The organism is Amycolatopsis sp. AA4 (assembly GCF_002796545.1).
Classification (GTDB): domain Bacteria; phylum Actinomycetota; class Actinomycetes; order Mycobacteriales; family Pseudonocardiaceae; genus Amycolatopsis.
In genome coordinates this window covers 1,162,173-1,182,988 of sequence record NZ_CP024894.1, presented here as the reverse complement: position 1 = coordinate 1,182,988, position 20,816 = coordinate 1,162,173, and the positions used below count along the sequence as shown (strand labels likewise).

26 protein-coding genes are annotated in these 20,816 nt (G+C 69.2%); 16 read left to right on the top strand and 10 right to left on the bottom strand.

Going from position 1 to position 20,816, the window contains the following annotated elements; all coding sequences use genetic code 11:
• Positions 1–94: 94 nt before the first annotated feature.
• A complete protein-coding gene (locus CU254_RS05805) occupies positions 95–400 on the bottom strand; it encodes a hypothetical protein (protein ID WP_199785812.1) in 306 nt (101 codons plus the stop codon).
• A gap of 60 nt (positions 401–460) precedes the next feature.
• Between CU254_RS05805 and CU254_RS05800 the strand changes: the two genes are divergently transcribed.
• From CU254_RS05800 to CU254_RS05790, 3 genes are read left to right on the top strand one after another with little or no spacing between them, the layout of a single operon-like run.
• Positions 461–919, top strand: a complete 459-nt coding sequence (locus tag CU254_RS05800) for a MarR family winged helix-turn-helix transcriptional regulator (RefSeq protein ID WP_009073659.1) — start codon at positions 461–463, stop codon at positions 917–919.
• A 37-nt stretch (positions 920–956) separates the two neighbouring features.
• Positions 957–1,853: an NAD(P)H-binding protein gene (locus tag CU254_RS05795; RefSeq protein WP_009073657.1), complete on the top strand. Its 897-nt coding sequence runs from the start codon at positions 957–959 to the stop codon at positions 1,851–1,853.
• On the top strand, positions 1,850–2,458 hold the full coding sequence (locus CU254_RS05790; RefSeq protein WP_037716652.1) for a CPBP family intramembrane glutamic endopeptidase: 609 nt from the start codon (positions 1,850–1,852) through the stop codon (positions 2,456–2,458). The genes CU254_RS05795 and CU254_RS05790 overlap by 4 nt, the downstream gene beginning before the upstream one ends.
• On the opposite strand, the gene CU254_RS05785 is transcribed toward CU254_RS05790, so the two are convergent.
• Positions 2,425–3,633, bottom strand: a complete 1,209-nt coding sequence (locus CU254_RS05785) for an FAD-dependent oxidoreductase (protein WP_078560708.1) — start codon at positions 3,631–3,633, stop codon at positions 2,425–2,427. The genes CU254_RS05790 and CU254_RS05785 overlap by 34 nt on opposite strands.
• 47 nt (positions 3,634–3,680) lie before the next feature.
• On the opposite strand from CU254_RS05785, the gene CU254_RS05780 reads away from it, so the two are divergent.
• Positions 3,681–4,127 (top strand): MarR family winged helix-turn-helix transcriptional regulator, encoded by a 447-nt coding sequence (locus CU254_RS05780; protein WP_009073651.1) that lies wholly within the window; start codon positions 3,681–3,683, stop codon positions 4,125–4,127.
• Here CU254_RS05780 and CU254_RS05775 read toward each other — a convergent pair.
• A complete protein-coding gene (locus CU254_RS05775; RefSeq protein ID WP_009073650.1) occupies positions 4,112–4,735 on the bottom strand; it encodes a VC0807 family protein in 624 nt (207 codons plus the stop codon). The genes CU254_RS05780 and CU254_RS05775 overlap by 16 nt on opposite strands.
• Before the next feature lie 224 nt (positions 4,736–4,959).
• Here CU254_RS05775 and CU254_RS05770 point away from each other — a divergent pair, with 224 nt between their 5' ends.
• From CU254_RS05770 to CU254_RS05750, 5 genes are all read left to right on the top strand, one after another.
• Positions 4,960–5,568 (top strand): DUF1453 family protein, encoded by a 609-nt coding sequence (locus CU254_RS05770; protein WP_009073648.1) that lies wholly within the window; start codon positions 4,960–4,962, stop codon positions 5,566–5,568.
• Positions 5,565–6,719, top strand: coding sequence for a sensor histidine kinase (locus CU254_RS05765; protein ID WP_009073646.1), 1,155 nt, complete (start codon positions 5,565–5,567; stop codon positions 6,717–6,719). Before CU254_RS05770 ends, CU254_RS05765 begins: the two co-directional genes overlap by 4 nt.
• The gene (locus CU254_RS05760; protein WP_009073643.1) at positions 6,716–7,372 is read left to right on the top strand and encodes a response regulator transcription factor; all 657 of its coding nucleotides are present in this window, start codon (positions 6,716–6,718) and stop codon (positions 7,370–7,372) included. Before CU254_RS05765 ends, CU254_RS05760 begins: the two co-directional genes overlap by 4 nt.
• Before the next feature lie 133 nt (positions 7,373–7,505).
• Positions 7,506–7,901: a hypothetical protein gene (locus CU254_RS05755; RefSeq protein WP_037712674.1), complete on the top strand. Its 396-nt coding sequence runs from the start codon at positions 7,506–7,508 to the stop codon at positions 7,899–7,901.
• Positions 7,902–8,078: 177 nt separating this feature from the next.
• A complete protein-coding gene (locus tag CU254_RS05750; protein WP_037716649.1) occupies positions 8,079–10,244 on the top strand; it encodes a BTAD domain-containing putative transcriptional regulator in 2,166 nt (721 codons plus the stop codon).
• A gap of 64 nt (positions 10,245–10,308) precedes the next feature.
• On the opposite strand, the gene CU254_RS05745 is transcribed toward CU254_RS05750, so the two are convergent.
• Together CU254_RS05745 and CU254_RS05740 are read right to left on the bottom strand one after the other, a co-directional pair.
• On the bottom strand, positions 10,309–10,728 hold the full coding sequence (locus tag CU254_RS05745) for a hypothetical protein (RefSeq protein WP_158687993.1): 420 nt from the start codon (positions 10,726–10,728) through the stop codon (positions 10,309–10,311).
• The gene (locus tag CU254_RS05740; RefSeq protein WP_158687992.1) at positions 10,725–11,258 is read right to left on the bottom strand and encodes a hypothetical protein; all 534 of its coding nucleotides are present in this window, start codon (positions 11,256–11,258) and stop codon (positions 10,725–10,727) included. The genes CU254_RS05745 and CU254_RS05740 overlap by 4 nt, the downstream gene beginning before the upstream one ends.
• A 121-nt stretch (positions 11,259–11,379) precedes the next feature.
• On the opposite strand from CU254_RS05740, the gene CU254_RS05735 reads away from it, so the two are divergent.
• The 4 genes from CU254_RS05735 to CU254_RS05720 are packed head-to-tail and all read left to right on the top strand — an operon-like array spanning position 11,380 to position 15,132.
• Positions 11,380–12,399 (top strand): D-isomer specific 2-hydroxyacid dehydrogenase family protein, encoded by a 1,020-nt coding sequence (locus tag CU254_RS05735; RefSeq protein ID WP_009073635.1) that lies wholly within the window; start codon positions 11,380–11,382, stop codon positions 12,397–12,399.
• Entirely contained in the window at positions 12,392–13,429 is a 1,038-nt protein-coding gene (vanA, locus tag CU254_RS05730) for a D-alanine--(R)-lactate ligase (protein WP_009073634.1), read from the top strand. The genes CU254_RS05735 and vanA overlap by 8 nt, the downstream gene beginning before the upstream one ends.
• A complete protein-coding gene (vanX, locus tag CU254_RS05725; RefSeq protein WP_009073632.1) occupies positions 13,426–14,034 on the top strand; it encodes a D-Ala-D-Ala dipeptidase VanX in 609 nt (202 codons plus the stop codon). Before vanA ends, vanX begins: the two co-directional genes overlap by 4 nt.
• Entirely contained in the window at positions 14,035–15,132 is a 1,098-nt protein-coding gene (locus CU254_RS05720; protein WP_009073630.1) for a glycosyltransferase, read from the top strand.
• Here CU254_RS05720 and CU254_RS05715 read toward each other — a convergent pair.
• Together CU254_RS05715 and CU254_RS05710 are read right to left on the bottom strand one after the other, a co-directional pair.
• Positions 15,082–16,194, bottom strand: coding sequence for a HAMP domain-containing sensor histidine kinase (locus tag CU254_RS05715; RefSeq protein ID WP_009073627.1), 1,113 nt, complete (start codon positions 16,192–16,194; stop codon positions 15,082–15,084). The two genes, CU254_RS05720 and CU254_RS05715, sit on opposite strands and share 51 nt — an antisense overlap.
• The gene (locus CU254_RS05710) at positions 16,191–16,865 is read right to left on the bottom strand and encodes a response regulator transcription factor (protein WP_009073623.1); all 675 of its coding nucleotides are present in this window, start codon (positions 16,863–16,865) and stop codon (positions 16,191–16,193) included. Before CU254_RS05710 ends, CU254_RS05715 begins: the two co-directional genes overlap by 4 nt.
• An 88-nt stretch (positions 16,866–16,953) precedes the next feature.
• Between CU254_RS05710 and CU254_RS05705 the strand changes: the two genes are divergently transcribed.
• From CU254_RS05705 to CU254_RS05695, 3 genes are read left to right on the top strand one after another with little or no spacing between them, the layout of a single operon-like run.
• Complete coding sequence (locus CU254_RS05705; protein ID WP_100266714.1) at positions 16,954–17,490, top strand: M15 family metallopeptidase; 537 nt, start codon at positions 16,954–16,956, stop codon at positions 17,488–17,490.
• 41 nt (positions 17,491–17,531) lie between these two features.
• Positions 17,532–18,053 carry a phosphotransferase gene (locus CU254_RS05700; protein ID WP_009073621.1) on the top strand — a complete coding sequence of 174 codons (522 nt, stop codon included), beginning with the start codon at positions 17,532–17,534 and terminating at the stop codon, positions 18,051–18,053.
• A gap of 5 nt (positions 18,054–18,058) precedes the next feature.
• Positions 18,059–19,225, top strand: a complete 1,167-nt coding sequence (locus tag CU254_RS05695) for a GyrI-like domain-containing protein (RefSeq protein ID WP_009073617.1) — start codon at positions 18,059–18,061, stop codon at positions 19,223–19,225.
• On the opposite strand, the gene CU254_RS43940 is transcribed toward CU254_RS05695, so the two are convergent.
• The 3 genes from CU254_RS43940 to CU254_RS05685 all read right to left on the bottom strand — a co-directional run bounded on the left by CU254_RS43940 (position 19,185) and on the right by CU254_RS05685 (position 20,766).
• Entirely contained in the window at positions 19,185–19,520 is a 336-nt protein-coding gene (locus tag CU254_RS43940) for a hypothetical protein (RefSeq protein ID WP_199785810.1), read from the bottom strand. The two genes, CU254_RS05695 and CU254_RS43940, sit on opposite strands and share 41 nt — an antisense overlap.
• A gap of 656 nt (positions 19,521–20,176) precedes the next feature.
• Positions 20,177–20,302: a hypothetical protein gene (locus CU254_RS44590; RefSeq protein ID WP_255409804.1), complete on the bottom strand. Its 126-nt coding sequence runs from the start codon at positions 20,300–20,302 to the stop codon at positions 20,177–20,179.
• Positions 20,303–20,370: 68 nt separating this feature from the next.
• Positions 20,371–20,766: a cupin domain-containing protein gene (locus CU254_RS05685; protein ID WP_037716644.1), complete on the bottom strand. Its 396-nt coding sequence runs from the start codon at positions 20,764–20,766 to the stop codon at positions 20,371–20,373.
• Positions 20,767–20,816 lie beyond the last annotated feature (50 nt).

Below are 20,816 nucleotides of genomic sequence, written 5' to 3'. Positions count from 1 at the left end.
AACGCTCCGCTGTCGTTCACCACCGCCGGTACCGACGGGACACTGACGCGCGGCTTTCACCACAGCACGACAGCAGTGACCACGTGCACCGCACCTACCACGGAACTGCCGCGATCATGCCGATTTCCCGGCGCGACACCCCGATGCCGACGTCGCCCGCCTGCGCGACCGCTGCCGCGAGCAGGACCACCGCACAGACTGGTCCAGACCAGAGGAACGGCACGACCGCGGCCGCACCCCCCAGCGGCACGGCTCTGACCGCGTACATCCAGCTGTAGAACTTCTCGCCTTTCGTCGGCACTTCGCTGTGGCTCAACGCCGCCGGTCGCACCACCGCCACCACCGCGAAAACGACACTGACCACCGCGAGCACCGCATTGCCCGCCAGCAAGACCGCCATCATTAGCTCACCCCTCAACTATTCACATATTGAACTGTTCACGGATGATAGAGTACCGTCGTGGCGACCAACAGCTCCTTGTCCGAGACCGCGGCCTTCCGGCTCATGGTTCTCGGCACCGACCTGGCGAACGATTTCGCCGAGCACCTGCGCGAAACCGGCCTGACGCCCAAGCACCTCGGGTCACTCGCGATGGTCGAGCAGGGTCTCGCGCGGACGCAGGACGACATCGCCCGGCTCATGCGGGTGAGTCCCAGCCTGGTCGTCCGGCTGGCGGACCAGCTGCAGCAGCGCGACCTGATCGAGCGAGAGCGGGACCCGGCCAACCGGCGCAAGCACATCCTCACCGTCACCGAGAAGGGGCACTCCCTGCTGGCCGAGATGGGTTCGCGCGCAGCGGCCGTCGACGCCGAACTGGACGCCCGGCTCGGCCCGCGGCTCGGCGGCCAGCTGGGCGAGGCGCTCACCCGGTTGATGGGCAGGCTGATGGCGGATCGGCAGCGTCCCGCGCCGCGGTGATCAGCGGGATTCCGCTCGCCCGGCTACCGTCGCAAGCATGCGCGTACTCGTCGCCGGAGCCTCGGGGTTCGTCGGCAGGCGGTTGTGCCCGGCGCTGACCGACGCCGGGCACGACGTGCTCGCCATGACCCGCCGTCCGGAGCACTACCGCGGCGCGGGCGAGGCGGTCCGCGCCGACGTCGCGGACATCGGTTCCCTGCGGGATGCGTTCAAGAACGTCGAAGCCGCCTACTACCTCGTGCATTCCCTGGACAGCACCGATTTCCGGAAGCGCGACGCCGCCGCGGCCCGCGCGTTCGCCCGCGCGGCGGCGGAAGCGGGAGTGCGCCGGATCGTCTACCTCGGCGGGCTCGGGGACGACGCCGACTCGCTGTCCGCGCATCTGGCCAGCCGCCGCGAGGTCGAACGGCTGCTGGCGGAGACCGGGGTGCCGGTGACCGTGCTGCGCGCGGGGATCGTGATCGGGCACGGCGGGACGTCGTGGGAGCTGACCCGCCAGCTCGTCGAGCGGCTGCCCGCGATGATCACGCCGCGCTGGGTCGGCACGCGCACCCAGCCGATCGCGCTCGCCGACGTCGTCCGCTACCTGACCGGCGTGCTGGAGCATCCGGAGACCGAGGGCCGGACGTTCGACATCGGCGGCCCGGAGGTGCTGACCTACCGGGAGATGCTGCAGCGGGTCGCGGCGATCGAGGGCAGGATGCTGGCGATCGTGCCGGTCCCGCTGCTCTCGCCCCGGCTGTCGTCGTACTGGCTTTCGCTGGTCACCGACATCGACGCGACGACCGGGCGCGCGCTGATCGACTCGATGGGCAACGAGGTCGTCGTCCGCGACGACGCGATCCGCCGGATCTTCGACTTCGAACCGATGGGCTACAACGACGCCGTGCTGCAGGCCTTGGGCGAACGAGCGAGACAGCGGTGGACCAGGTGAAGACGTTCCTGAAGGCGGTGACCGCGGCGGGTTCCGGGCTCCTGGGCGCGTCTTTGGCCAGCAAACCGGGTTCGCGCCGGTTTCACGCCTTGACCGCCTCAGTGGCGGCGACGTGGTTCGCCGGAGCACGCGCAGCCGGGCCGGTGTCCCGGGGTCGTCCGGACGTCGTGCAGCCGGCGTTGGTGGGCGCGGGCGCGTTCGGGGTGTTTTACGGCGGTGCGCTGGTCGCCCGCCGAATTCCGTTGCTGCGCCGGGCGATCACCGGCGTGCTCGGCCACGCCCACCACGGTTCGACGCCCACCGTGGTGACGACCGCGCTCGTAACCGGTGCCGCGGAAGAGGTTTTCTTCCGCGGCGCGCTTTACGACGCGTTCGGCGCGCGAGACTCGACCGTGCTGTACGTGGCGTCCACGACGGCGACCCGAAACCCGGCTTTGGTGCTGGCGTCCGCGGCCATGGGAACGCTCTTCACGCTGCAACGCCGTTGGGGCGGCGGAGTGCAGGCACCGATGCTGACGCACGTGACCTGGTCCGCGTTGATGATCGGCTTCCTGCCGCGCCTTTTCCCGCCTCAGGACTCCAGCGACGGCGGAGTAGGCCCGTAGGCATTGGCGCGAGCGGCGCGGGCCCGCGCACCCGGAATACCGGTGAGCAGGCGCAGCAGCCGATACGGCGGAGCGGCGGGACGACCGCGTTCCCTCGCCCGGGCGGCGCGCTGTTCGAGCCGGACCTGCTGCGCCTGCACCTGCCGGATCGCGGGCTCGCGTTCGGCTTGGATCCGCGCGAGCGCGGCATCGGACAAATCCCGCCCGAGGTGATTGGCCGCGGCGACGGCGTCCTGCACCGCCATGAGAATCCCGTTGCCGCCGACCGGCGAGATGACGTGCGCGGCGTCGCCGATGAGCAGCAATCCCGGTCGCCACCAGCGCTCCACGCGGGAGATATCGACCGACAGCAGGGTCGTCTGGCCGAAATCGGTCAGCAGCTCGGCCCGGTCCGCCAGCCACGGCACGTGCTCGGCAAGGAATGTCCTAATCGGACCGACCCCCTGTTCGCGGGCCTCGGCGTAGCCGCCTTTGGGTAGGCTGTATCCCACCTGCCAGCCACTGGTCCCGGCGAGCAGGCCGACGTAGTGGTGCTGCCCGAAGAAGAGGTCCACGTCGGCGTCCGGCGGGTCTTCGGGGCGGTGCGGCAGCCGGAACCACAGCAGGTCGGTGGTGGCGCCGAGCGAGCGGGCCGGAGCGTCCGCGAGGCGGCGGACCCGGGAAAACCGGCCGTCCGCGCCGACCACGAGCGCGGCGGGCTGGTCGTGAGTTCCGGTGTCGTCGCGGTAGCGGACGCCGGTGACGCGCCCGTCGCCGTCGCGGTTCAGGTCGACGACTTTGGCTCCGGTACGCACGTGCGCATCGGGCAACGCAGAGGTTTCGGCCGCGAGGAAATCGAGGAACCGCGCCTGCGGCATCAGGGCGACGTAGTTGTACCGGGTGGAAAGCTTGCCGTAGTCGGCGGTCGTGATCGACCCGGCCGGGGTGTGGAGCCGGAAGTAGCGGGCTTTGTGGTGCGGCAGGGCGAGCAGCCGGTCGGCCAGGCCGAGGCGGTCGAGCAGTTCGAGGGTGTAGGGGTGCAGCGAATCGCCGCGGAAGTCGCGGTCGAAGTCCTGGTGCGCTTCCAGCAGCGTCACCGGGATCCCGGCCCGCCCGAGCAGGTACGCGAGCACCATCCCGCCGGGACCGCCGCCCGCGACGACCACGGGAGCGGATTCGCTAGATTTTCTAGCCATATCCCCCAGCGTAGCCCACCGCTAGAATTTCTAGCTACTATTCGCCCGTGGCGGACCAGCAAGCGGCGCGGGAAATCTCCCTGGCGGTGCGGCGGCTGCTGCAAGCGGGCCGGGGCATGCAGGCGGCGCTGGCGCGCAAGCTGTCACTGCGGGTCACCGACGTGCAGGCCCTCGACCTGGTCGTTTCCAGCGCGGAGCCGCTCGGACCGGGCGAGCTGGGCCACCGGCTCGGCATCACCTCCGCGTCCGCGACCGTGCTGGTCGACCGGCTCGCCGCCGCCGGGCACCTGGCCCGCCACGCCGACCCGGCCGACCGGCGGCGCGTCCACCTCGAGGCCACCGACCACGCCCGCGAGGACGTCCGGACCGCGCTCAGCCCGCTGCTCACCGAGATGGAAGCCATCACCGACCGGCTCGCCCCCGAGCACGTCCCGGTCATCCTGGACTTCCTCGACGACGTCGCGGCCGCGATGCGCGCCTACGACCGGCGCTGAACCGCCTGCTCGCCCCGCCGCCGGGTCAGCAGCGTCCACCCGATCAACCCCCCGAACGCGACGATCATCAACGCCTGCGAACAAGCCGCCGCCGTATCGAACGGCAGCGTGTACACGCCGACGATGCGCAGCACCGAATCGGCGGTCAGCCCAAGTCCCCACACCAGCGAGACCTGGTACCACCGCCGCCGCAACGTCGCGTCCTGCGCGGTGGCCTCGAAGGCGCGCTGCTGCTCGCCGCCGGCCGAGTGCGCGAAGCGCCGTGCCGCGTAGTACGCGAGCGGGCGGTTGAGCACGCAGCTGCCGACCAGAGCGACGCCGGCGCAGAAGGTGGTCACCGATTCCTTCGCCAGCAACAGGCGCGGATCGCCGGTGAGGAAGCTCAACCCGAGGCCCAGGCCGAAAAGCAGCATGAGGAACGACGAGAAGAGGTCCAGCCGCCGCTGCGCGACCGCGACCCAGACCGTCCGCAGTCCCGCGACGATCGTGCCGATCAGCAGTGACACGTAAGCACTCGCGCCGAGCAGGTTGGCGGTGTAGTAGGCGACGACGGACAAACCGACGTCCAGGAACATCGTGGTGATCATCATGCGGGCGGGCGAAGGCATGCCGTACTCCCCGTTTTCGGCTCGGCTGCTGGGATTTCCCGGAAAACGCTACGGTCGCGCCCGCCCGCCGTCTTGCCGCCGGGGGCGTATCCCGGGTGGAGAAATCCAGGCTCGGGTGGAGGGATTTCTCCACCCGCGGATACGCCTCGCACCGCACGACTTCGCCGCCGTTCCTCCGTAGTTTTCTCGGCATCGGAACGCGAATCGAAAGGCAGGAACAACCCATGAGCGGACCCGTGGAGATCGTCCTGATCGCGGCGGCGGTCGGCTACCTGATGGTGCGGCGGATGATCGGCGAACCCGCGCAGGCCAAGCAGATGCTGATCCTGCCCGCGATCCTGTCCGTCGTCGGCCTCAGCACGCTGTCCGGCGACGTGAAAACGGCCGCGTCGCTGATTTTCCTGGTCGGGACGGCGGCGATCAGCATCGTTCTCGGCGTCCTGCGCGGGGCCAGCGTCCGGATTTCCCGGCGCGACGGCATCGCCTTCGTCCGCTACACCCCGGTCACCGTCGCGCTGTGGGTGGCGAACATCGTGGTCAAGGTGGGCGTGAACTTCGCGCTCGACGCGTTCGACCCGCAGGACGCCGGCGGCGTGTCCAACAGCCTGCTGTTCACCCTGGGCGTCGGCATCCTCGCCGAAGGGCTGGTCGTGCTCTACCGCGCGCTGCGCGCCGGGCACCAGGTCATGTGGGCCCAGGGTCGCGACGGCGCGCCCGGGCAGACCTCGCCGCTGCTCGACAACCTCCAGCGCAACCTCGCCGGCCGCCCGGCCGAGTGGAACACTCAGTCCGCGCACGACGCCGGCCAGACGAGGAGGAACCTGGTCCCATGAGCAAGCCGGACCAGCGGCCGCTGTCCCTTCTCGGGCAGTACCGGGACGAGCTGATCCAGCCCGTCCTCGTCCTCACCGCCATCGCCTGCACGGCGGTGCAATGGCCGGGCGCGACCATCGCGTTCCGGCCATTGGCCTTGTCGCTGTTCGTACTCGTTTCGCTCGCCGGGATCGTCTCGCTGCTGCCCTGGGCCCGGATGGCCGAAACCCGGCAGATCGCCGTGATGAGCGCCTACATGCTGTTCGGCGCTCTGCTGCTGCCGCTGGCGCACGGAACCTTCGCGGCGATGTTCCCGTTCGTCGCCGCGTCCGCCTCGGGGATCAAGCTCGCGTCCCGCCGGGCCGCGGTGACCATCGCGGTCGGCGGCTCGGTCGTCGCGGCCGTAGCGACCTGGACGGTCGGACAGCTCTCCCCGGACGTCCCGGTATGGCCGGTGTGGGTGACGCTGACCGTGGGCCTGCCGGTCGCGGTCGGCATCTCGCACCACGACCGCCTCGACGCCGTCCGCAGCGCCCAGCTCGCCGCCGAATCGGCCCAGCGCGCCCGCGAGTCCGAGGCGCGCGAGGCAGCGCTCGTCGAACGCGGCCGGATCGCGCGCGAGATTCACGACGTCCTCGGCCATTCGCTTTCCGGGATCGCGCTGCAGCTGGACCTGGCCGACGCCCTGCGCGACAGCGGCCGCGACGACGAGGCCGCCGCCGCGGTCCGCAAGGCACGCGCCATCGCGGTCGACTCGATCACCGAGACCCGCCGGGCAGTGCACGCGCTGCGCGAAGACACCTTGCCGTTGTCTGAGACGTTGTGCCAGCTCGCCGAACAGGCGTCGGCCGAGTTCTCGGTCGAAGGCGAGGCCGGGACCGTCGGCCCGGAGACGACGCACACCATGGTCCGGGCGGCGCAGGAGGCGATGACCAACGCGGCCAAGTACGCGCCCGGAGCGCCGCGCCGCCTTCGGCTGGCCTTCACCGCTGATCAGGTCAGGCTGACCGTGCACAACGGGCCCGCGACCGAACCCCGCCGCGCCGAGCTGGCCGGTGGTTCCGGCGTCGGGCTCGTCGGGATGCGCGAACGAGCCGCCCTTCTCTGCGGCACCCTGCGAGCAGGCCCGGCCGACGACGGCTGGACCGTGGAACTGGAGCTGCCTCGATGACCGACCGCCCGATCACCCTCGTTGTCGTCGACGACCAGGCGACTGTCCGCGAAGCCCTCGCGGTCATGCTCGACCTCGCCGAGGACGTCAACGTCGTCGCGACCGCGACCAACGGGGAGGAAGCGGTCAAGGCAGTGCGGGAGCACAGCCCGGACGTCGTGCTCATGGACCTCAACATGCCGGTGCTGGACGGGGTCGGCGCGACCGGGAAAATCCGCGAAACCGAACCGGGCACCACCGTTCTCGTGCTCACCACGTTCGACGACGACGAATCGATCCTGGCCGCCCTCCAGGCGGGCGCGAGCGGGTACCTGACCAAAGAGGCCGACCGCACCACGATCCTGCACGCCGTGCGCACCGCCGCGCAGGGCCAGACCGTGCTCTCGCCCGAGGTGCAGCGGCGGCTGCTCGCGCTGGCCGCCAAACCGGCCCCGCCCGCCGAACCGGACCTGTCGCTGACCGCGCGCGAACGGGAAATCCTCGGGCTGATCGGCGACGGCCTGCGCAATCCGGAAATCGCCGCCGCCTTGGTCATCAGCGAGGCCACCGTGAAAACTCACATCAACAACCTTTTCGCCAAAGCCGGATTCCACTCGCGTGCCGACGCGGTCCGCTACGCGCTCAAGTATCAGAACGGCCAACGCAAGCAATAACTGAGACCCGGCAAGGATTCTTCGCGGTTTCGCGATGACGCATCGGTGCCGCATCCGCGACGCCGCGACCGGACAGCATGGTTCGCGAGGCGCACCATCCGAGGTGCCGCCCCGGCGCAAAGGAATATTCACCATGCTTCGATCCACTGGCCCGGATTCCCTTTCCCGAAGAGCGGCCAAGCCGTTCCTCGCCCTCGCCTTGACGATCGCCGCCTTGTTCGCGGGCGCGAGCGTCGCGACCGCGGCCCCGGCCGGCGGCACGCAGGCCGGAACCCTCAGCTCAGCGGGCGCGCTCGCCGCGCCGAACACCACGCCGCCGGTGTTCAACTGCAGCTATTTCTCCCGGATCCCGTTCCACGACGTCGCGGTCAGCTGTTCGGTGCGCGTCGGGGTGATGCGGGTTTATCTCATCTGTTCGAACAATGCCCGGATCAACGGCCCCGTCATGTTCGCGGGCAACACTTACCGTTTCGTTCTTTCGTGCCCCGGCGTCCCTTTGCGCAGCATTAACTGGGAAGCCTTGTCCTAGCCGGGAAAACGTCCGGGGCGGCCATCCGGCGGGCCGCCCCGGACGCGGTTTCCGGTCCGCTCGGCCGAAACTGCTCGGCCGTAGCGCCGCAGATCCGCCGCGGCGGTTGCCCGGGCGGGGCCAGGACCGCTAAACACACCATGTCCTGGTCCGGCGACCGGCTCACGGGTGATCACGATGACGGTGCGGTTCCGCCTGCTCGGCCCAGTCGGCGTGACCGTGGACGGCCGCGCGATCGAACTGGGCCATCCGCAGTTGCGCTGCATGGCCGCGGTGCTGCTGATCGAGGCGAACCAGACGGTCGCGATGGACGAACTCATCGACCGCGTCTGGCCGGAAGGCGCGCTGCCCCGCCAGCCGCGGCGTGCGGTGCAGCACAACATTCCGTTGCTGCGCAGGGTTCTCGCTCCGATTCCCGAGGTCGAGCTCACTCGCGCCGACTGCGGGTACCGGCTTTCCGTGGAACCGGACGCGGTCGATCTGCATCGCTTCCACGCACTGCTGGCCCAAGCCCGCGCCACCCCGCACCACGATCCGGACGAGGCGGACACCCGAGCCGCGACCGCACTGGAACAAGCGTTGTCCTTATGGCAGGGCAAACCTTTCTCCGACCTCGCCGCCGCGGCCGACATCCCGTGGCTGTGCGCGCTGCGGGCCGCGCTCACCGCCCGCCAGCGAACCGCGCGGCTCGATCTGACCGACATCCGGCTGCGGCAAGGCAAACACACCGAACTGCTCGCCGAACTCGCCGCCGACACCGCGAGCCACCCGTTCGACGAACGGCTCGCCGGACAGTACCTGCTGGCTCTCTACCGAAGCCGCCGCCAAGCCGAGGCGCTGCAGCATTACCACCGCCTGCAACGGGTTCTCGCCGACGAACTCGGCACTGATCCCGGCCGTCCGCTGCGCAGGCTGCACGAGCAGATCCTCGCCGCCGACCCCGCGCTGTCCACCCCCGCGCCGGAGCCCGCGACCCGTCCGCCCGTCCCCCGCCAGCTGCCCGGCCCGCCCCGGCTGTTCGCCGGTCGCTGCGCCGAGTTCGTGCATTTGGACCGGCACATGGACCTGGCCGGGACGGTGGCGATCGGCGGCGCCGGCGGAATCGGCAAGACCTGGCTCGCGCTGCACTGGGCACACCAGCGGCTCGACCGGTTCCCCGACGGGCAACTGCACGTCAACCTGCACGGTTTCGATCCCATCGGACAGCCCCGGTCCGCCGCCGAGGCGATCCGCGGCTTCCTGGACGCCCTCGGCGTCGCCCCCTCCGCGATCCCGGTCGACCTGGAAGCCCAGATCGGCTTGTACCGCAGCCTGCTCGCCGGGAAACGCATGCTGCTCCTGCTGGACAACGCCCGCGACATCGACCAGGTCACGCCATTGCTCCCGGGCACGCCCACCTGCACAGTCCTGATCACCAGCCGCCGCCACCTGGTCGGCCTCGCCGCGCTGTACGGCGTGCACCTGCTGGACCTGGACGTCCTCCCCGACCCGGACGCGCGCGAACTGCTCGCCGGGCACCTCGGCCCGGACCGGCTGGCCGCGGAACCGGACACCGTCGCCGACCTGCTCGCGATGTGCGCCGGTTTGCCCCTGGCAGTACGGATCGTGGCCGCGCGGGCCCAGCACCACCCGACGTTTCCGCTGGCCGTCCTCGCCGAGGAACTGCGCGACGCCTCCGCCCGGCTGGACGGCCTGAACGCCGGCGGTCTCAGGGTGAACCTGCGGGCGGTGCTGTCCTGGTCGGTCCGCGCGCTCAGCCCGCAAGCGACGCGGCTGTTCGGCTTGCTCGGCATCGCCCCCGGTCCGGACATCAGCCTCGCCGCCGCCGAAGCGTTGGTGGCGCTCCCGGCCGTCCAGCTGCGCCCGGTGTTGCGCGAACTGGAGCTGGCTTCCCTGGTGCAGCAACACGTTCCGGGCCGGTACCGGATGCACGACCTGATCCGCCTCTACGCCGGCGACACCGCCCAGCACACCCTCGCCGAGGACGCCCGCGACGCCGCACTGCAGCGAATCCTGTACTTCTACACGCACACCGCCCACGCCGCCGACCGGCTCCTCAACCCGCGGCAAGCCTCGGTCCGGCTCGATCCGCCCGCACCGGACGTCCTCCCCCATCCGCTGCCCGACGCGCTGGCCGCGCTGGCGTGGTGCAACACCGAGCACGCCTGTCTCGTCGCCGCCCAGCACACCGCCGCGACGCTCAGCTGGCAACTGGCCTGGGCGCTGGAGACCTTCCACGCCCGGCTGTCGCGCCTCTACGACCGGCTCGCCCGATGGCAGGCCCCGGCGGACCTCGCTACGACTCCTCGCCCAGGTAACGCGTCTGGTCCTGCCGCCGGTTGACGTCCGCCGCCCGGTGCACTACGTCCACAGTGGACGTTGATTGGCCGCGGTAACGGGGATTTCCTTACGCGGGAAGGTCTTCGAGACTGAGTCGATACCAGTCGTGCCGGGTCACGATGTGCAAGTCCGCGCCCCGCCCGAAAACCCGGGCGTCTCGCGGTAGTTCCTGACCATCCGGCAGAACGAGCCGGTACTCGCCGGTCACGCGGTACCGGTCGCCGTCCAGAACCCCGGCCACCAGCCGATCCCGCTCTGGCTCGTACCCGCCGTAGAACGCCAGCCGCGAACCACGCACTGCCAACGCGGTAGCGCTGCGGATTTCGTTGCGCCACCCGGTGACGCGGCCGTCGCGGATCCGGACGACGGGCCATTCGGTGTAGAAGCACGTCCAGGCGGTGTCGCCATCGACGTTGAGGGCGTAGCAGTCCAAAATATGCCCCCAGGACATCCGCGCGGACCAGGGATAACGCCAGTCCTCAGTCAAGTCGGCCGAGAACCGGACCAGCCCGCTCCGGCCGACCGGCGGGGCGGCTCCGTCCTCGCCCCAACCGCGCGAGCCGAGCACGCCTTCGTCGAAGTAGCCGACCCAGATCTCCCCGGCCCGGAGGCCTGCACGTGCAAGATTCCGTCCCCGAAAGTCTGCTCGGCCACCACCTCGCCGTCGGAGTCGAAGACGATCGCATTGCGCTCCAGCCCGGTCGTCCGCCAGTCGCACCGAGGCCCGACCAGCAGCACGCGCCCGTCCGGCAGCGGCTGCACCTCCGGGCTCTCCAGCCGAAGCTCCGGAATTCGCGCCGCGACCGCCATCTCCGGCACGTGCACTGTCACCCGCACCGCGCGGTCCGCTGGAGCCGACCACACCGCCGTCAGCTCGCCGAACGGACCGATCGCCTCCGAAATCCGCACCTCCCCCGGCTCCGGCGGCAAGATCCGCGCATGATGCCAGGTCGGAACGGGCCGCAGCGCCAGGACTTCCGCCCGGCGCGCCAAGATCTTCCGCTTCCGCTCTTTCACCGCGACATCCGACCACGCCGGTGCCCGCTCGCTCCACCCCATTTCTCTCGCGGCCGCATATCGTCCGTGTATCGGAAACCGCATACAGGCTGGCAACATCCCGCCGCCTTGACTGACCCGCATGACCTACCGCGAACCGGCCCGTGCCGCGGGGCTTCGGGTCCGGTCGTCGGTTCCGGCGGCCGGGATCACGATCTACGGCTGCGGTCCCGACGAAGCCGCCCTGGTCCAAGAGGCGGTGCGCCGGTTGGGGATAACAGCGGCGGTCACCGCGGCGGCGCTGTCCGAAGCCACCGTCGAACTCGCCGCCGGGAATCGGCGCGTCAGCGTCAGCCACAAAACCCGCATCACCAACGGCACCTTGCGCGCACTCAGCGAGATCGGCGTCCGGTATCTCTCCACGCGAAGCATCGGCTGCAACCATCTCGACGTCGAATACGCCGAGCAACTCGGGATCACCGTCGAAAACGTCGCGTACTCGCCCGACAGCGTCGCCGACTACACGCTCATGTTGATGCTGATGGCGATCCGCCACGCGAAATCCCTCATCCGCCGAACGGACGCGCACGATTACCGGCTGAACAACGCTCCCGGAAAAGAACTGCGCGACCTCACCGTAGGCATCATCGGAACCGGACGCATCGGTGCCGCGGTCATCGACCGGCTGTGGGGTTTCGGCGGCCAGAAACTCGCTTACGACCTCCGCCCCCGAACGTCGGCCGACTACGTCCCCCTCGACGATTTGCTGCAGCAGAGCGACATCGTCACCCTCCACACCCCGCTCACCCCGGAAACCCGCCATCTCCTGGACCGGCACCGGATCGAGCAGATGAAACCCGGTGCGATCGTCGTCAACACCGGCCGCGGCGGCCTGATCGACACCGAAGCCCTCGTGTCCGCCTTGGAAAACGGCAGACTGGGCGGCGCGGCATTGGACGTCCTCGAAGGCGAAGAAGGCATGTTCTACGCCGACTGCCGCGGCAAACCTATCGAAAACACCAATCTCGCGCGCCTGCAGAAACTGCCGAACGTCCTGATCAGCCCGCACACCGCGTACCACACCGAGCACGCCTTGCGCGACGCGGTGGAAAACAGCCTCCTCAACTGCCTGAATTTCGAAAGCTGGACAAACCATGGCTAAACTCAAGATCGGCGTCATCTTCGGCGGAATCTCCGAGGAACACCCCGTCTCGGTCAAATCCGCGCGAGAAGTGGCGAAGAACCTCGAACCGGAAACCTACGAGCCGTATTGGGTCGGGATCACCAAGGACGGCTCGTGGAAGCTCTGCGACGGCCCCGGCGAAGGGTGGGAGGACCACGGCCGCCCGGCGATGCTGTCACCGGACCGCGGCGTCCACGGACTGCTGGTCGAGGAGCAGGGCAAGTACGAGCCGGTCCGGCTGGACGTGGTGCTGCCGGTGCTGCACGGCAAACTCGGCGAGGACGGCGCGATGCAGGGCCTCCTCGAGCTGTCCGGAATCCCGTACGCGGGCTGCGATGTGCGAAGTTCGGCGCTGTGCATGGACAAATCCCTCGCCTACCTCGTCACCGACAGCGCGGGCATCGCCACGCCGAACTTCTGGGCGGGCTCGGCGAACGAGACCGTCGACGCGGGCAAATTCACCTACCCCGTCTTCGTGAAGCCGGCCCGGTCCGGTTCGTCGTTCGGCGTCACCAAGGTCTCGCGCGAGGAGGACTTGCCGAGCGCGCTCGCGGACGCGGCGCAGTTCGATTCCAAGGTCCTGATCGAGGAAGCGGTCGAAGGCAGCGAAGTCGGTTGCGCGGTCCTGGGCAACGGCGCGGACCTGATCGTCGGCGAACCGGACCAGATCCGGCTGTCGCACGGGTTCTTCAAGATCCACCAAGAGGACAACCCGGAAAGCGGCTCCGAGAATTCGACCATCCTCGTCCCCGCGGCCATCCCGGCGGAGGCGCGCGCCCGCGTCCAGGCGACCGCGCGCACCATCTACCGCGCGCTGGGCTGCCGCGGCCTCGCCCGCGTCGACCTGTTCCTGTTGGAAGACGGCACCGTCATGCTCAACGAGGTCAACACCTTCCCCGGACTGACCTCCTACAGCCGGTACCCGCGGATGATGGCGGCCGCCGGGCTGTCGTTCGCCGAAATGCTCGACCGGATGGTGTCCCTCGCGCTGGCCGGGGCGCGCCGATGAGGCCCGGTTTCGCCTTCCTGGACGAGGTCGCGCCCGGAATCCGCTGGGACGCCAAGTACGCCACCTGGGACAACTTCACCGGCAAACCGGTCGACGGTTACCTGGCGAACCGGATCGTCGGCACCCATGCCCTGTGCGCCGCCTTGCGAAACGCGCAGGACAAAGCCGCGACCCGAGGCTTCGGCCTGCTGATCTGGGACGCCTACCGCCCGCAACGCGCAGTAGACTGCTTCCTGCGCTGGGCGAAACAGCCGGAAGACGGTCGCAAGAAACGTCAGCACTACCCGAACCTCAACCGCGCGGAGATGTTCGAAAACGGTTACGTAGCGATCAAATCCGGTCACACCCGAGGAAGCACCGTGGATTTGACTCTGTACCGCCTGGAGACCGGTGAACTCGTCCCCATGGGCGGCGGCTTCGACCTGATGGATGCCGTCTCGCACCACGGCGCACCGGGAATCACCCCCGCCGAAACGGCGAACCGGCAACACCTTCGGTCCATTATGGAGGATTGCGGTTTCGCCGCGTACGAATCCGAATGGTGGCACTACACGCTGAACGACGAGCCTTACCCAGACACGTACTTCGATTTCCTCATCGCCTAAATGGACCCCAAGCCACCCCGCGTGGTCGTCGCCGGAGGCCACTCCGCCGGACACATCGAACCCGCGATGAATTTCGCCGACGCGTTGCGACGGCTGTCCCCCGAGGCGGAGATCACCGCACTCGGCACCGTCCGCGGCCTGGACACGACGCTGATCCCCGCTCGCGGCTACCCGCTGGAACTCATCCCGCCGGTTCCGTTGCCGCGCAAGGCAACCTGGGCGCTCCTGCACACCCCGTCCCGCTTGCGTGCTTCGATCCGGGCCGCTGGGACAATCCTCGACCAGGTCGGCGCAGACGTCGTAGTGGGCTTCGGCGGTTACGTCGCCGCCCCGGCCTACCTCGCCGCCCGCCAGCGAGGCTTGCCGATCGTCGTCCACGAGGCGAACGTCCGGCCGGGAGCAGCCAACCGGCTAGCCGCCCGGATGACGCCGCACGTGTACACCGCCTCCCCGGCCGTCCGGCTGAAACACGGCACCGCAATCGGAATCCCGCTGCGTCCAGCCATCACCGAACTCGACCGCGCCGCAACCCGCGACGCAGCCCGACGCCGGTTCGGCCTGCCCCAAGACGGCCCAGTCCTGCTGGTCACCGGCGGCTCGCAAGGCGCCAAGACCATCAACGCCGCCACCTCCGGCGCAGCTGCCGCACTGTGCGCGGCCGGGGTGCGGATCCTGCACATCACCGGCCCGCAGCACACCGTCGACGCGGCCGACCCGTCGCACATAGTCCTGCCGTTTGTCGACGAAATGCAGTATGCCTACGCCGCCGCCGACTTCGCGATCTGCCGCTCCGGCGCGCTGACCTGCGCCGAACTGGCCGCGGTCGGCCTCCCCGCGGCGTTCGTCCCCCTGCCCGACCGCGGCGGCGAGCAACGCCTGAACGCCGAGCCGATCGTCACCGCCGGCGGCGCGCTGCTCGTCAACGACGCGGACCTCACCCCGGCCTGGATCGAAGCCGCCCTCCTCCCAGTCCTCACCGACCCAGCCCACCTCGCCGCGATGTCCGCCCGCGCCGCCACGACCGGAGCACCCAATGCCGACACCGCCCTAGCCCGACAGGTGCTGACGATCGCCGAACAACATCGCCTCCCCAGGTAACCGCACCACCACCCGAAGCCCACCCGCAGCACCCGGCGCGAGCGAAAGCGACCCGTCGTGCGCCCGGGCAATGCTCTTCACAATCGCCAGCCCCAACCCCACCCCGGCGTGATCCCCCCGGACCCGCTCAGTACCCCGCTGGAACGGCTCAGTGAACGTCCAAATCCGCTCCGGGCTGACCGCTTCCCCGGTGTTCTCCACCGTGAGCGTGCTCGACGTCGCGGAGGCAGTGGTGCGCAGCTGCACAGTCCCGCCCTCCGGCAGGTTGTGCACGATGGCGTTGTGCAGCAAATTAGTCGTCAGCTGCAGCAGAAGCGCCCGAGACCCGTTCACGGCAGTGAACTCGCCCGAAGTCTCGATGGTCACGCCGTGTTTCTCGGCCAGCGGCAAGAGCGTCTCGGCGGCCTCTTCCGCCACCAGCGACAAGTCGACGGATTCCCGGGTGAACGACCGCTGGTCCACCCGGCTGAGCAGCAGCAAGGCTTCGGTGAGTTCGATCGCCCGCGCGTTCACGACCCGAAGACGTTCGTGAAGCTCGCCGAGATCGCGGTCCGGATCGTCTCGCGCGACTTCGAGGAGGCTCTGCGTGATCGCCAACGGAGTACGCAGTTCGTGGGACGCGTTGGCGGCGAACCTCCGCTGTTCGGCGACGTGCGCGTCGAGGCGGGCGAGCATGGCGTCGAAGCTGTCGGCGAGTTCGCGGAACTCGTCGTCGCGGCCTTCCAGTTCGATCCGATGCGCGAGCGAACCGGTCGAGGCCTGCCGGGTCGCCGCGGTGATCCGGTTCAGCGGGGCGAGCATGCGCCCGGCCAGAATCCAGCCGCCCAGCAGGCCGAACATCAGCAGGAGCAGCATCACGATCGCCGCGTCCGGCGCGAAGTCCTTGATCAGTTCGCGGCCGGACGGAGCCATCACCACCGGCATCACTTCCAGCGCCCGGTCCTGGTAGTTCAGCAGGAACAGGCCCACCGCGCCGAGCAGCAGCGTCCCGGCCAGCATGAGGAATCCGGCGTAGCTGAGGGTCAGTTTGAGCCGGACGCTCATCCCGGGCTCGCGGATCATCCGCGTGCCGACCCGTCGTCGATCCGGTAGCCGACCCCGGGGACGGTCGCGACCAGCCACGGTTCGCCGAGCCGTTTGCGCAGCGCCGAAACCGTGATGCGGACGGCGTTGGTGAACGGGTCCGCGTTCTCGTCCCAGGCCCGCTCGAGAAGTTCCTCGGCGCTGACCACCCCGCCCTCGGCCGCGACGAGCACCTCCAGGACGGCGAACTGCTTCCGGGTCAGCGCGACGTATCGGCCGTTCCGGTAGACCTCGCGGCGGAACGGGTCCAGCTTCAGTCCGGCGATTTCCCGCACCGGCGGCCGGTTGTGCGCGCGCCTGCGGTCGAGCGCGCGCAGCCGGAGCACGAGTTCCCGCATCGCGAACGGTTTGGTCAGGTAGTCGTCGGCGCCGAGTTCGAAACCGGAGACCTTGTCGTCGAGCCGGTCGGCGGCGGTGAGCATCAGGATCGGCATGCCGCTGCCGGACGCGACGACGCGTTTCGCGATCTCGTCGCCCGACGGTCCGGGAATGTCCCGGTCGAGCACCGCCATGTCGTACGCGTTGACGCTCAGCATTTCCAGCGCGGTGTCCCCGTCCCCGGCGAGATCGGCCGCGATCGCTTCCAGGCGCAAACCGTCCCGGATGGCCTCGGCCAGGTAAGGCTCGTCCTCGACGATCAGCACACGCATGCCCTCGATGCTACGAGCAGACGCGTATCGCTGGCATATCCGAAACCGCGTACGCGCCGGCAACACCGTTTCGCCTTGGCTGGACGCCATGACCCGCAGCGAATCCGCACGACGTCCGGCTCTCGCCGTTTTCCGGCGAACCGTCCGCCAGGTGCTTCGCCGTCGTGGCGCACTCAGCGAGGCCGACGGCGCCGTCCCGCCCGGCACCACAGTATTCGCCGAGATTCCGGCCGTGGCCAATCTCGATCCGGAATTCCTGGACGCGCTGCGCCGGGCGGCCAAAGACGCCGCTGACGACGGCGTCGAGTTCCGCGTCAACAGCGGCTGGCGTTCCCCGGCGTATCAGAATCAGCTTCGGCGCAAGGCAATCGCCAAATACGGCTCGGAGCAGGAGGCCGCCCGTTGGGTAGCCACCGCCGACCAGTCCGCGCACGTCTTGGGGAACGCGATCGATCTCGGCCCCTTCGAAGCCACGGCGTGGCTGTCGGAACACGGTGCCGCATATGGACTGTGCCAGATCTACCGGAACGAACCGTGGCACTACGAACTGCGCCCCGAAGCCGTTCTCCAAGGCTGTCCGCCGATGTACGCCGATCCCTCGCAGGATCCGAGGCTGCAACGCTAAGCCAGGCTGGGAAAACCCGGCGACTTCGGTGCTCGTTTTTGGTGACGACCCTGCGCGTCGGCGACGTGTTCCTGAAGGTCGACACCGACCAAGCGCGCGCCGACGCCGAAGTCGCGGCGATGGCGCTCGCCCCGGTCCCGACGCCGGAGATCCGCTGGCGGAAACCGCCCGTGCTCGCGCTCGCCGCCCTGCCCGGACGGGAACTCGGCCGCCCCGGCGCACCGTCGACCGCGTCCCCGGCCGCTTGGGCAGCCGCGGGGGCCGCCGCCCGGACACTGCACGAGGCGCCGCTGCGGCCGTGGCCGCGGGTCTTCACCCACGGAGATCTGCAGGTCGCGCACATTTTCGTTGAGGGCGACGAGGTGACCGGCATCCTCGACTGGTCCGAGGCCCACCAGGAACACCTCCCCGACGTATTGGCCGGTTACGGCGCAGACGTCGACCTCGACGTCCTCCGCGCGTGGTGGTCGCTGCGCAGCCTGCGGATGGCTGGCCGGACACGGGTTCGACCCGGCTCCCGAAGTCGCGGTCTTGAAGGCCCAGCTATTCTAGTACTAGAATAGCTGGCATGCCCGCCCTCACCGACGCCGAACTGACCGTCCTCGGCCTGCTCGTCGAGCAGCCCCGGCACGGCTACGAACTGGAGCGGGTGATCGAGGAGCGCGGCATCCGCGCCTGGACCGCGCTCGGGTTTTCCTCGATCTATTACGTCCTCGACAAACTGGCCAAGCGCGGCCTGATCGAAGCGACCGGCGGCCCGCGCTCCGGCAAATCGCGCGCCACCTTCCAAGCCACGCCGGCCGGCGTCGAACTCTGCGCGGACGCCACCCGCGAAGCACTCAGCGCTCTCACGCCGATCCACGCGCGTGTCCTCATCGCCATGGCCAACAGCCCGGGCCTGCCGGACACCGAAGTGCGTTCCGGCCTGACCACGCGGATCGCCGCGTTGCGCGGACAACTCGCCGAAGTCCGGGCGACGCGCGCCAGCCAAGAATCCCTGCCCGACGCCGCGGCGGCGATTTTCGACTACAGCGAAGCAATGCTCACGGCCGACCTCACCTGGACCGAGAGCGTCCTCACCAAGGAGACCGCGATGGAGAAGTACGACGTCAAGAAGGCCCACCGCGCGCTGTATTCGCCGCCTGCGGACTTCACCGTCGTGGAGGTTCCCGCGCTTCAGTATCTGGCCGCCGACGGCCACGGCGACCCGAACACCGCGCCGGAGTATACGAACGCCGTCGAAGCGCTGTACGGAATCGCTTATGCGGTGAAGTTCGCCAGCAAGAAAAACCTCGGCCGAGACTTCGTCGTCGGACCGCTTGAGGGACTTTGGCGCGCCGACGACTCCAGCGTCTTCCTCACCCGAGACAAGGCGAAGTGGGACTGGACGATGCTGATCAGTCAGCCGGACTGGGTCACCGAGGACATGGTCCGGGAAGCCGCCGAAAGTGTCGCGAAGAAAAAAGACAACCCCGCGCTCGCCGGAGTCCGGCTACGCACGCTGACTGAAGGCATGAGCGTCCAGATCCTGCACGTCGGCTCGTACGACGACGAAACGCCTACGTTGCACCGGCTCCACGACGAATACCTGCCCGAACACGGCCTGACCTTCAACGGCGACCACCACGAGATCTACCTGAGCGACCCGCGCCGCACCGCACCCGAGAAGCTCAAAACGGTGCTGCGGCAACCGGTCAAGCCTCTTGGAACACGATCTGCTCCGGCGGAGTCGTGAGCTTCAACGTCTGCCGCCGGACGGACAGGAGCGTGCTGAGTTCCGTCGCGTGCCCGTCGGGAATGGTGAAAAGCTGGTCGTTGCGAGTGTCGACATAGTCCGCGAATCCGGCGAGCGAGACGCCGCCGGTTTCGTCCAGGCTCAAGTAATCGGCCAGCCGGCGGAACAGTTTCGGCAACAGCACCACGTCGTCGCGCAATTGGGCGCGGCTGGTCAGCCGAAACCCGCTGTTGGTGACGTCGTGCTCCCACACGCCCTTGCCCGCGGTGCGCGCCGCGACCGCCGCGTCGGCCATCGTCTGCCGGAGATCCGGGTACAGCTTGGAGTAGAACGTCGGATACGCGAGCCGGTTTCGAGAAGACGGAAATTCGCCGACGCCTTCAGCGTTTTCGGTTCAAGATGCACGGACCCGCCGTCCGTGGAACGCCCCGCCCGCTGTCCGGGAAACGCGAACGCGACCGCGCGGCCGTACTTGTCGGCGAACCGGGTCAGGATGTGCCCGCTCGTCTCGCCCGGCGTGCTGGCGGAAACGCGTCCGCCTTCGTCGCGCTCGACCTTCGTGAATCCGAGGTGCCGCAACAGTTCCGCGCCGGCGGCGTCAGCCAGTTCCTTCGGCTGATACCACAATTCGGCGCCCGCCACGCGCGGCCGGTAATGTGTCTCGAGCGCGTCGATCCCGTCGAGGCGCAACTGCACCCCACCGCGGGAGTTGGTCCGCACTTTGAGGCGGGCGGCGGAAAACGCGTCAGCTCGGTCCGGGTAGAACCGCACCGAATCCCCGTCCGGCGACGCCCCGGCAACCCGGAACTGACCTTTGATCAATGTCAACGGCACGAGAACGACGGTAACTGCCGGACCGGCCGGCAGTTACCGTGTTTCCCGAGCCGTCACCGACCGGTCATTCGGGTGGTTACCGCGTGTCACGCAACGGATTCCTCCGTGCGTGCGGCGTTACTGGCAGGCTTCGCAGTCCGGGTCGTCGATGCGGCAGGCAGCGCCGTCGACGAGCGGGAAATCGAAGTCGTCCAGAACAGGAACGACCGCGGCGGACTCTTCTGGCGTGGTGGGAGCAGACATATCCGTTGTAGCCGCTCAAGATCGCCGAACATTCCGTGACGCCCGCCACAGTCTCCAGTCGCCCAGTCTCAGGCCACCCAGTCCGGAAGAATCTTGTCCCCGTCCGCCGTCGCACACGCGGGCACCACGCCGGTCCGGTACACCCGCGTGCTCCCCGGCGCACACACGATCGCCACCAGGCCGCTCCGCGCGCCCGCCCGCACCTGCCGCTCCGCGTCGGCTGGCAGCACCACCGTCTCCCCTTCCCGCACGACCTCGACCACCCCGCCCACCGAGATCTCCGCCCCACCCCCGAGCACCGTCCACACCTGCTCGGTGTCGAACGCATGCACCGGCCCGACCGCGCCGGGCATCATGTCCACTCTCCACACCGCCTGCTGGCTGCCGCCCTGCGTCGGCGAGGCCAACGTCGTCATCACCGCGTTGGGCGTCTCCGTCCGACGGCTCTCCCGAATCACTGTCATGCGCTGCTCCCCGTTAAGATAGACAATCAGGTTGTCCATATAGTCAACGA

Coding starts and splice junctions, on each gene's coding strand:
- CU254_RS05770 (WP_009073648.1), top strand. CDS start 4,960: ATGAGCGGACCCGTGGAGATCGTCCTGATCGCGGCGGCGGTCGGCTAC.
- vanA (WP_009073634.1), top strand. CDS start 12,392: ATGGCTAAACTCAAGATCGGCGTCATCTTCGGCGGAATCTCCGAGGAA.
- CU254_RS05760 (WP_009073643.1), top strand. CDS start 6,716: ATGACCGACCGCCCGATCACCCTCGTTGTCGTCGACGACCAGGCGACT.
- CU254_RS05685 (WP_037716644.1), bottom strand. CDS start 20,766: ATGACAGTGATTCGGGAGAGCCGTCGGACGGAGACGCCCAACGCGGTG.
- CU254_RS05805 (WP_199785812.1), bottom strand. CDS start 400: ATGGCGGTCTTGCTGGCGGGCAATGCGGTGCTCGCGGTGGTCAGTGTC.
- CU254_RS05755 (WP_037712674.1), top strand. CDS start 7,506: ATGCTTCGATCCACTGGCCCGGATTCCCTTTCCCGAAGAGCGGCCAAG.
- vanX (WP_009073632.1), top strand. CDS start 13,426: ATGAGGCCCGGTTTCGCCTTCCTGGACGAGGTCGCGCCCGGAATCCGC.
- CU254_RS05710 (WP_009073623.1), bottom strand. CDS start 16,865: ATGCGTGTGCTGATCGTCGAGGACGAGCCTTACCTGGCCGAGGCCATC.
- CU254_RS05750 (WP_037716649.1), top strand. CDS start 8,079: ATGACGGTGCGGTTCCGCCTGCTCGGCCCAGTCGGCGTGACCGTGGAC.
- CU254_RS05720 (WP_009073630.1), top strand. CDS start 14,035: ATGGACCCCAAGCCACCCCGCGTGGTCGTCGCCGGAGGCCACTCCGCC.
- CU254_RS05765 (WP_009073646.1), top strand. CDS start 5,565: ATGAGCAAGCCGGACCAGCGGCCGCTGTCCCTTCTCGGGCAGTACCGG.
- CU254_RS05785 (WP_078560708.1), bottom strand. CDS start 3,633: ATGGCTAGAAAATCTAGCGAATCCGCTCCCGTGGTCGTCGCGGGCGGC.
- CU254_RS05715 (WP_009073627.1), bottom strand. CDS start 16,194: ATGATCCGCGAGCCCGGGATGAGCGTCCGGCTCAAACTGACCCTCAGC.
- CU254_RS43940 (WP_199785810.1), bottom strand. CDS start 19,520: ATGGCCGACGCGGCGGTCGCGGCGCGCACCGCGGGCAAGGGCGTGTGG.
- CU254_RS05695 (WP_009073617.1), top strand. CDS start 18,059: ATGCCCGCCCTCACCGACGCCGAACTGACCGTCCTCGGCCTGCTCGTC.
- CU254_RS44590 (WP_255409804.1), bottom strand. CDS start 20,302: ATGTCTGCTCCCACCACGCCAGAAGAGTCCGCCGCGGTCGTTCCTGTT.
- CU254_RS05705 (WP_100266714.1), top strand. CDS start 16,954: ATGACCCGCAGCGAATCCGCACGACGTCCGGCTCTCGCCGTTTTCCGG.
- CU254_RS05775 (WP_009073650.1), bottom strand. CDS start 4,735: ATGCCTTCGCCCGCCCGCATGATGATCACCACGATGTTCCTGGACGTC.
- CU254_RS05735 (WP_009073635.1), top strand. CDS start 11,380: ATGACCTACCGCGAACCGGCCCGTGCCGCGGGGCTTCGGGTCCGGTCG.
- CU254_RS05795 (WP_009073657.1), top strand. CDS start 957: ATGCGCGTACTCGTCGCCGGAGCCTCGGGGTTCGTCGGCAGGCGGTTG.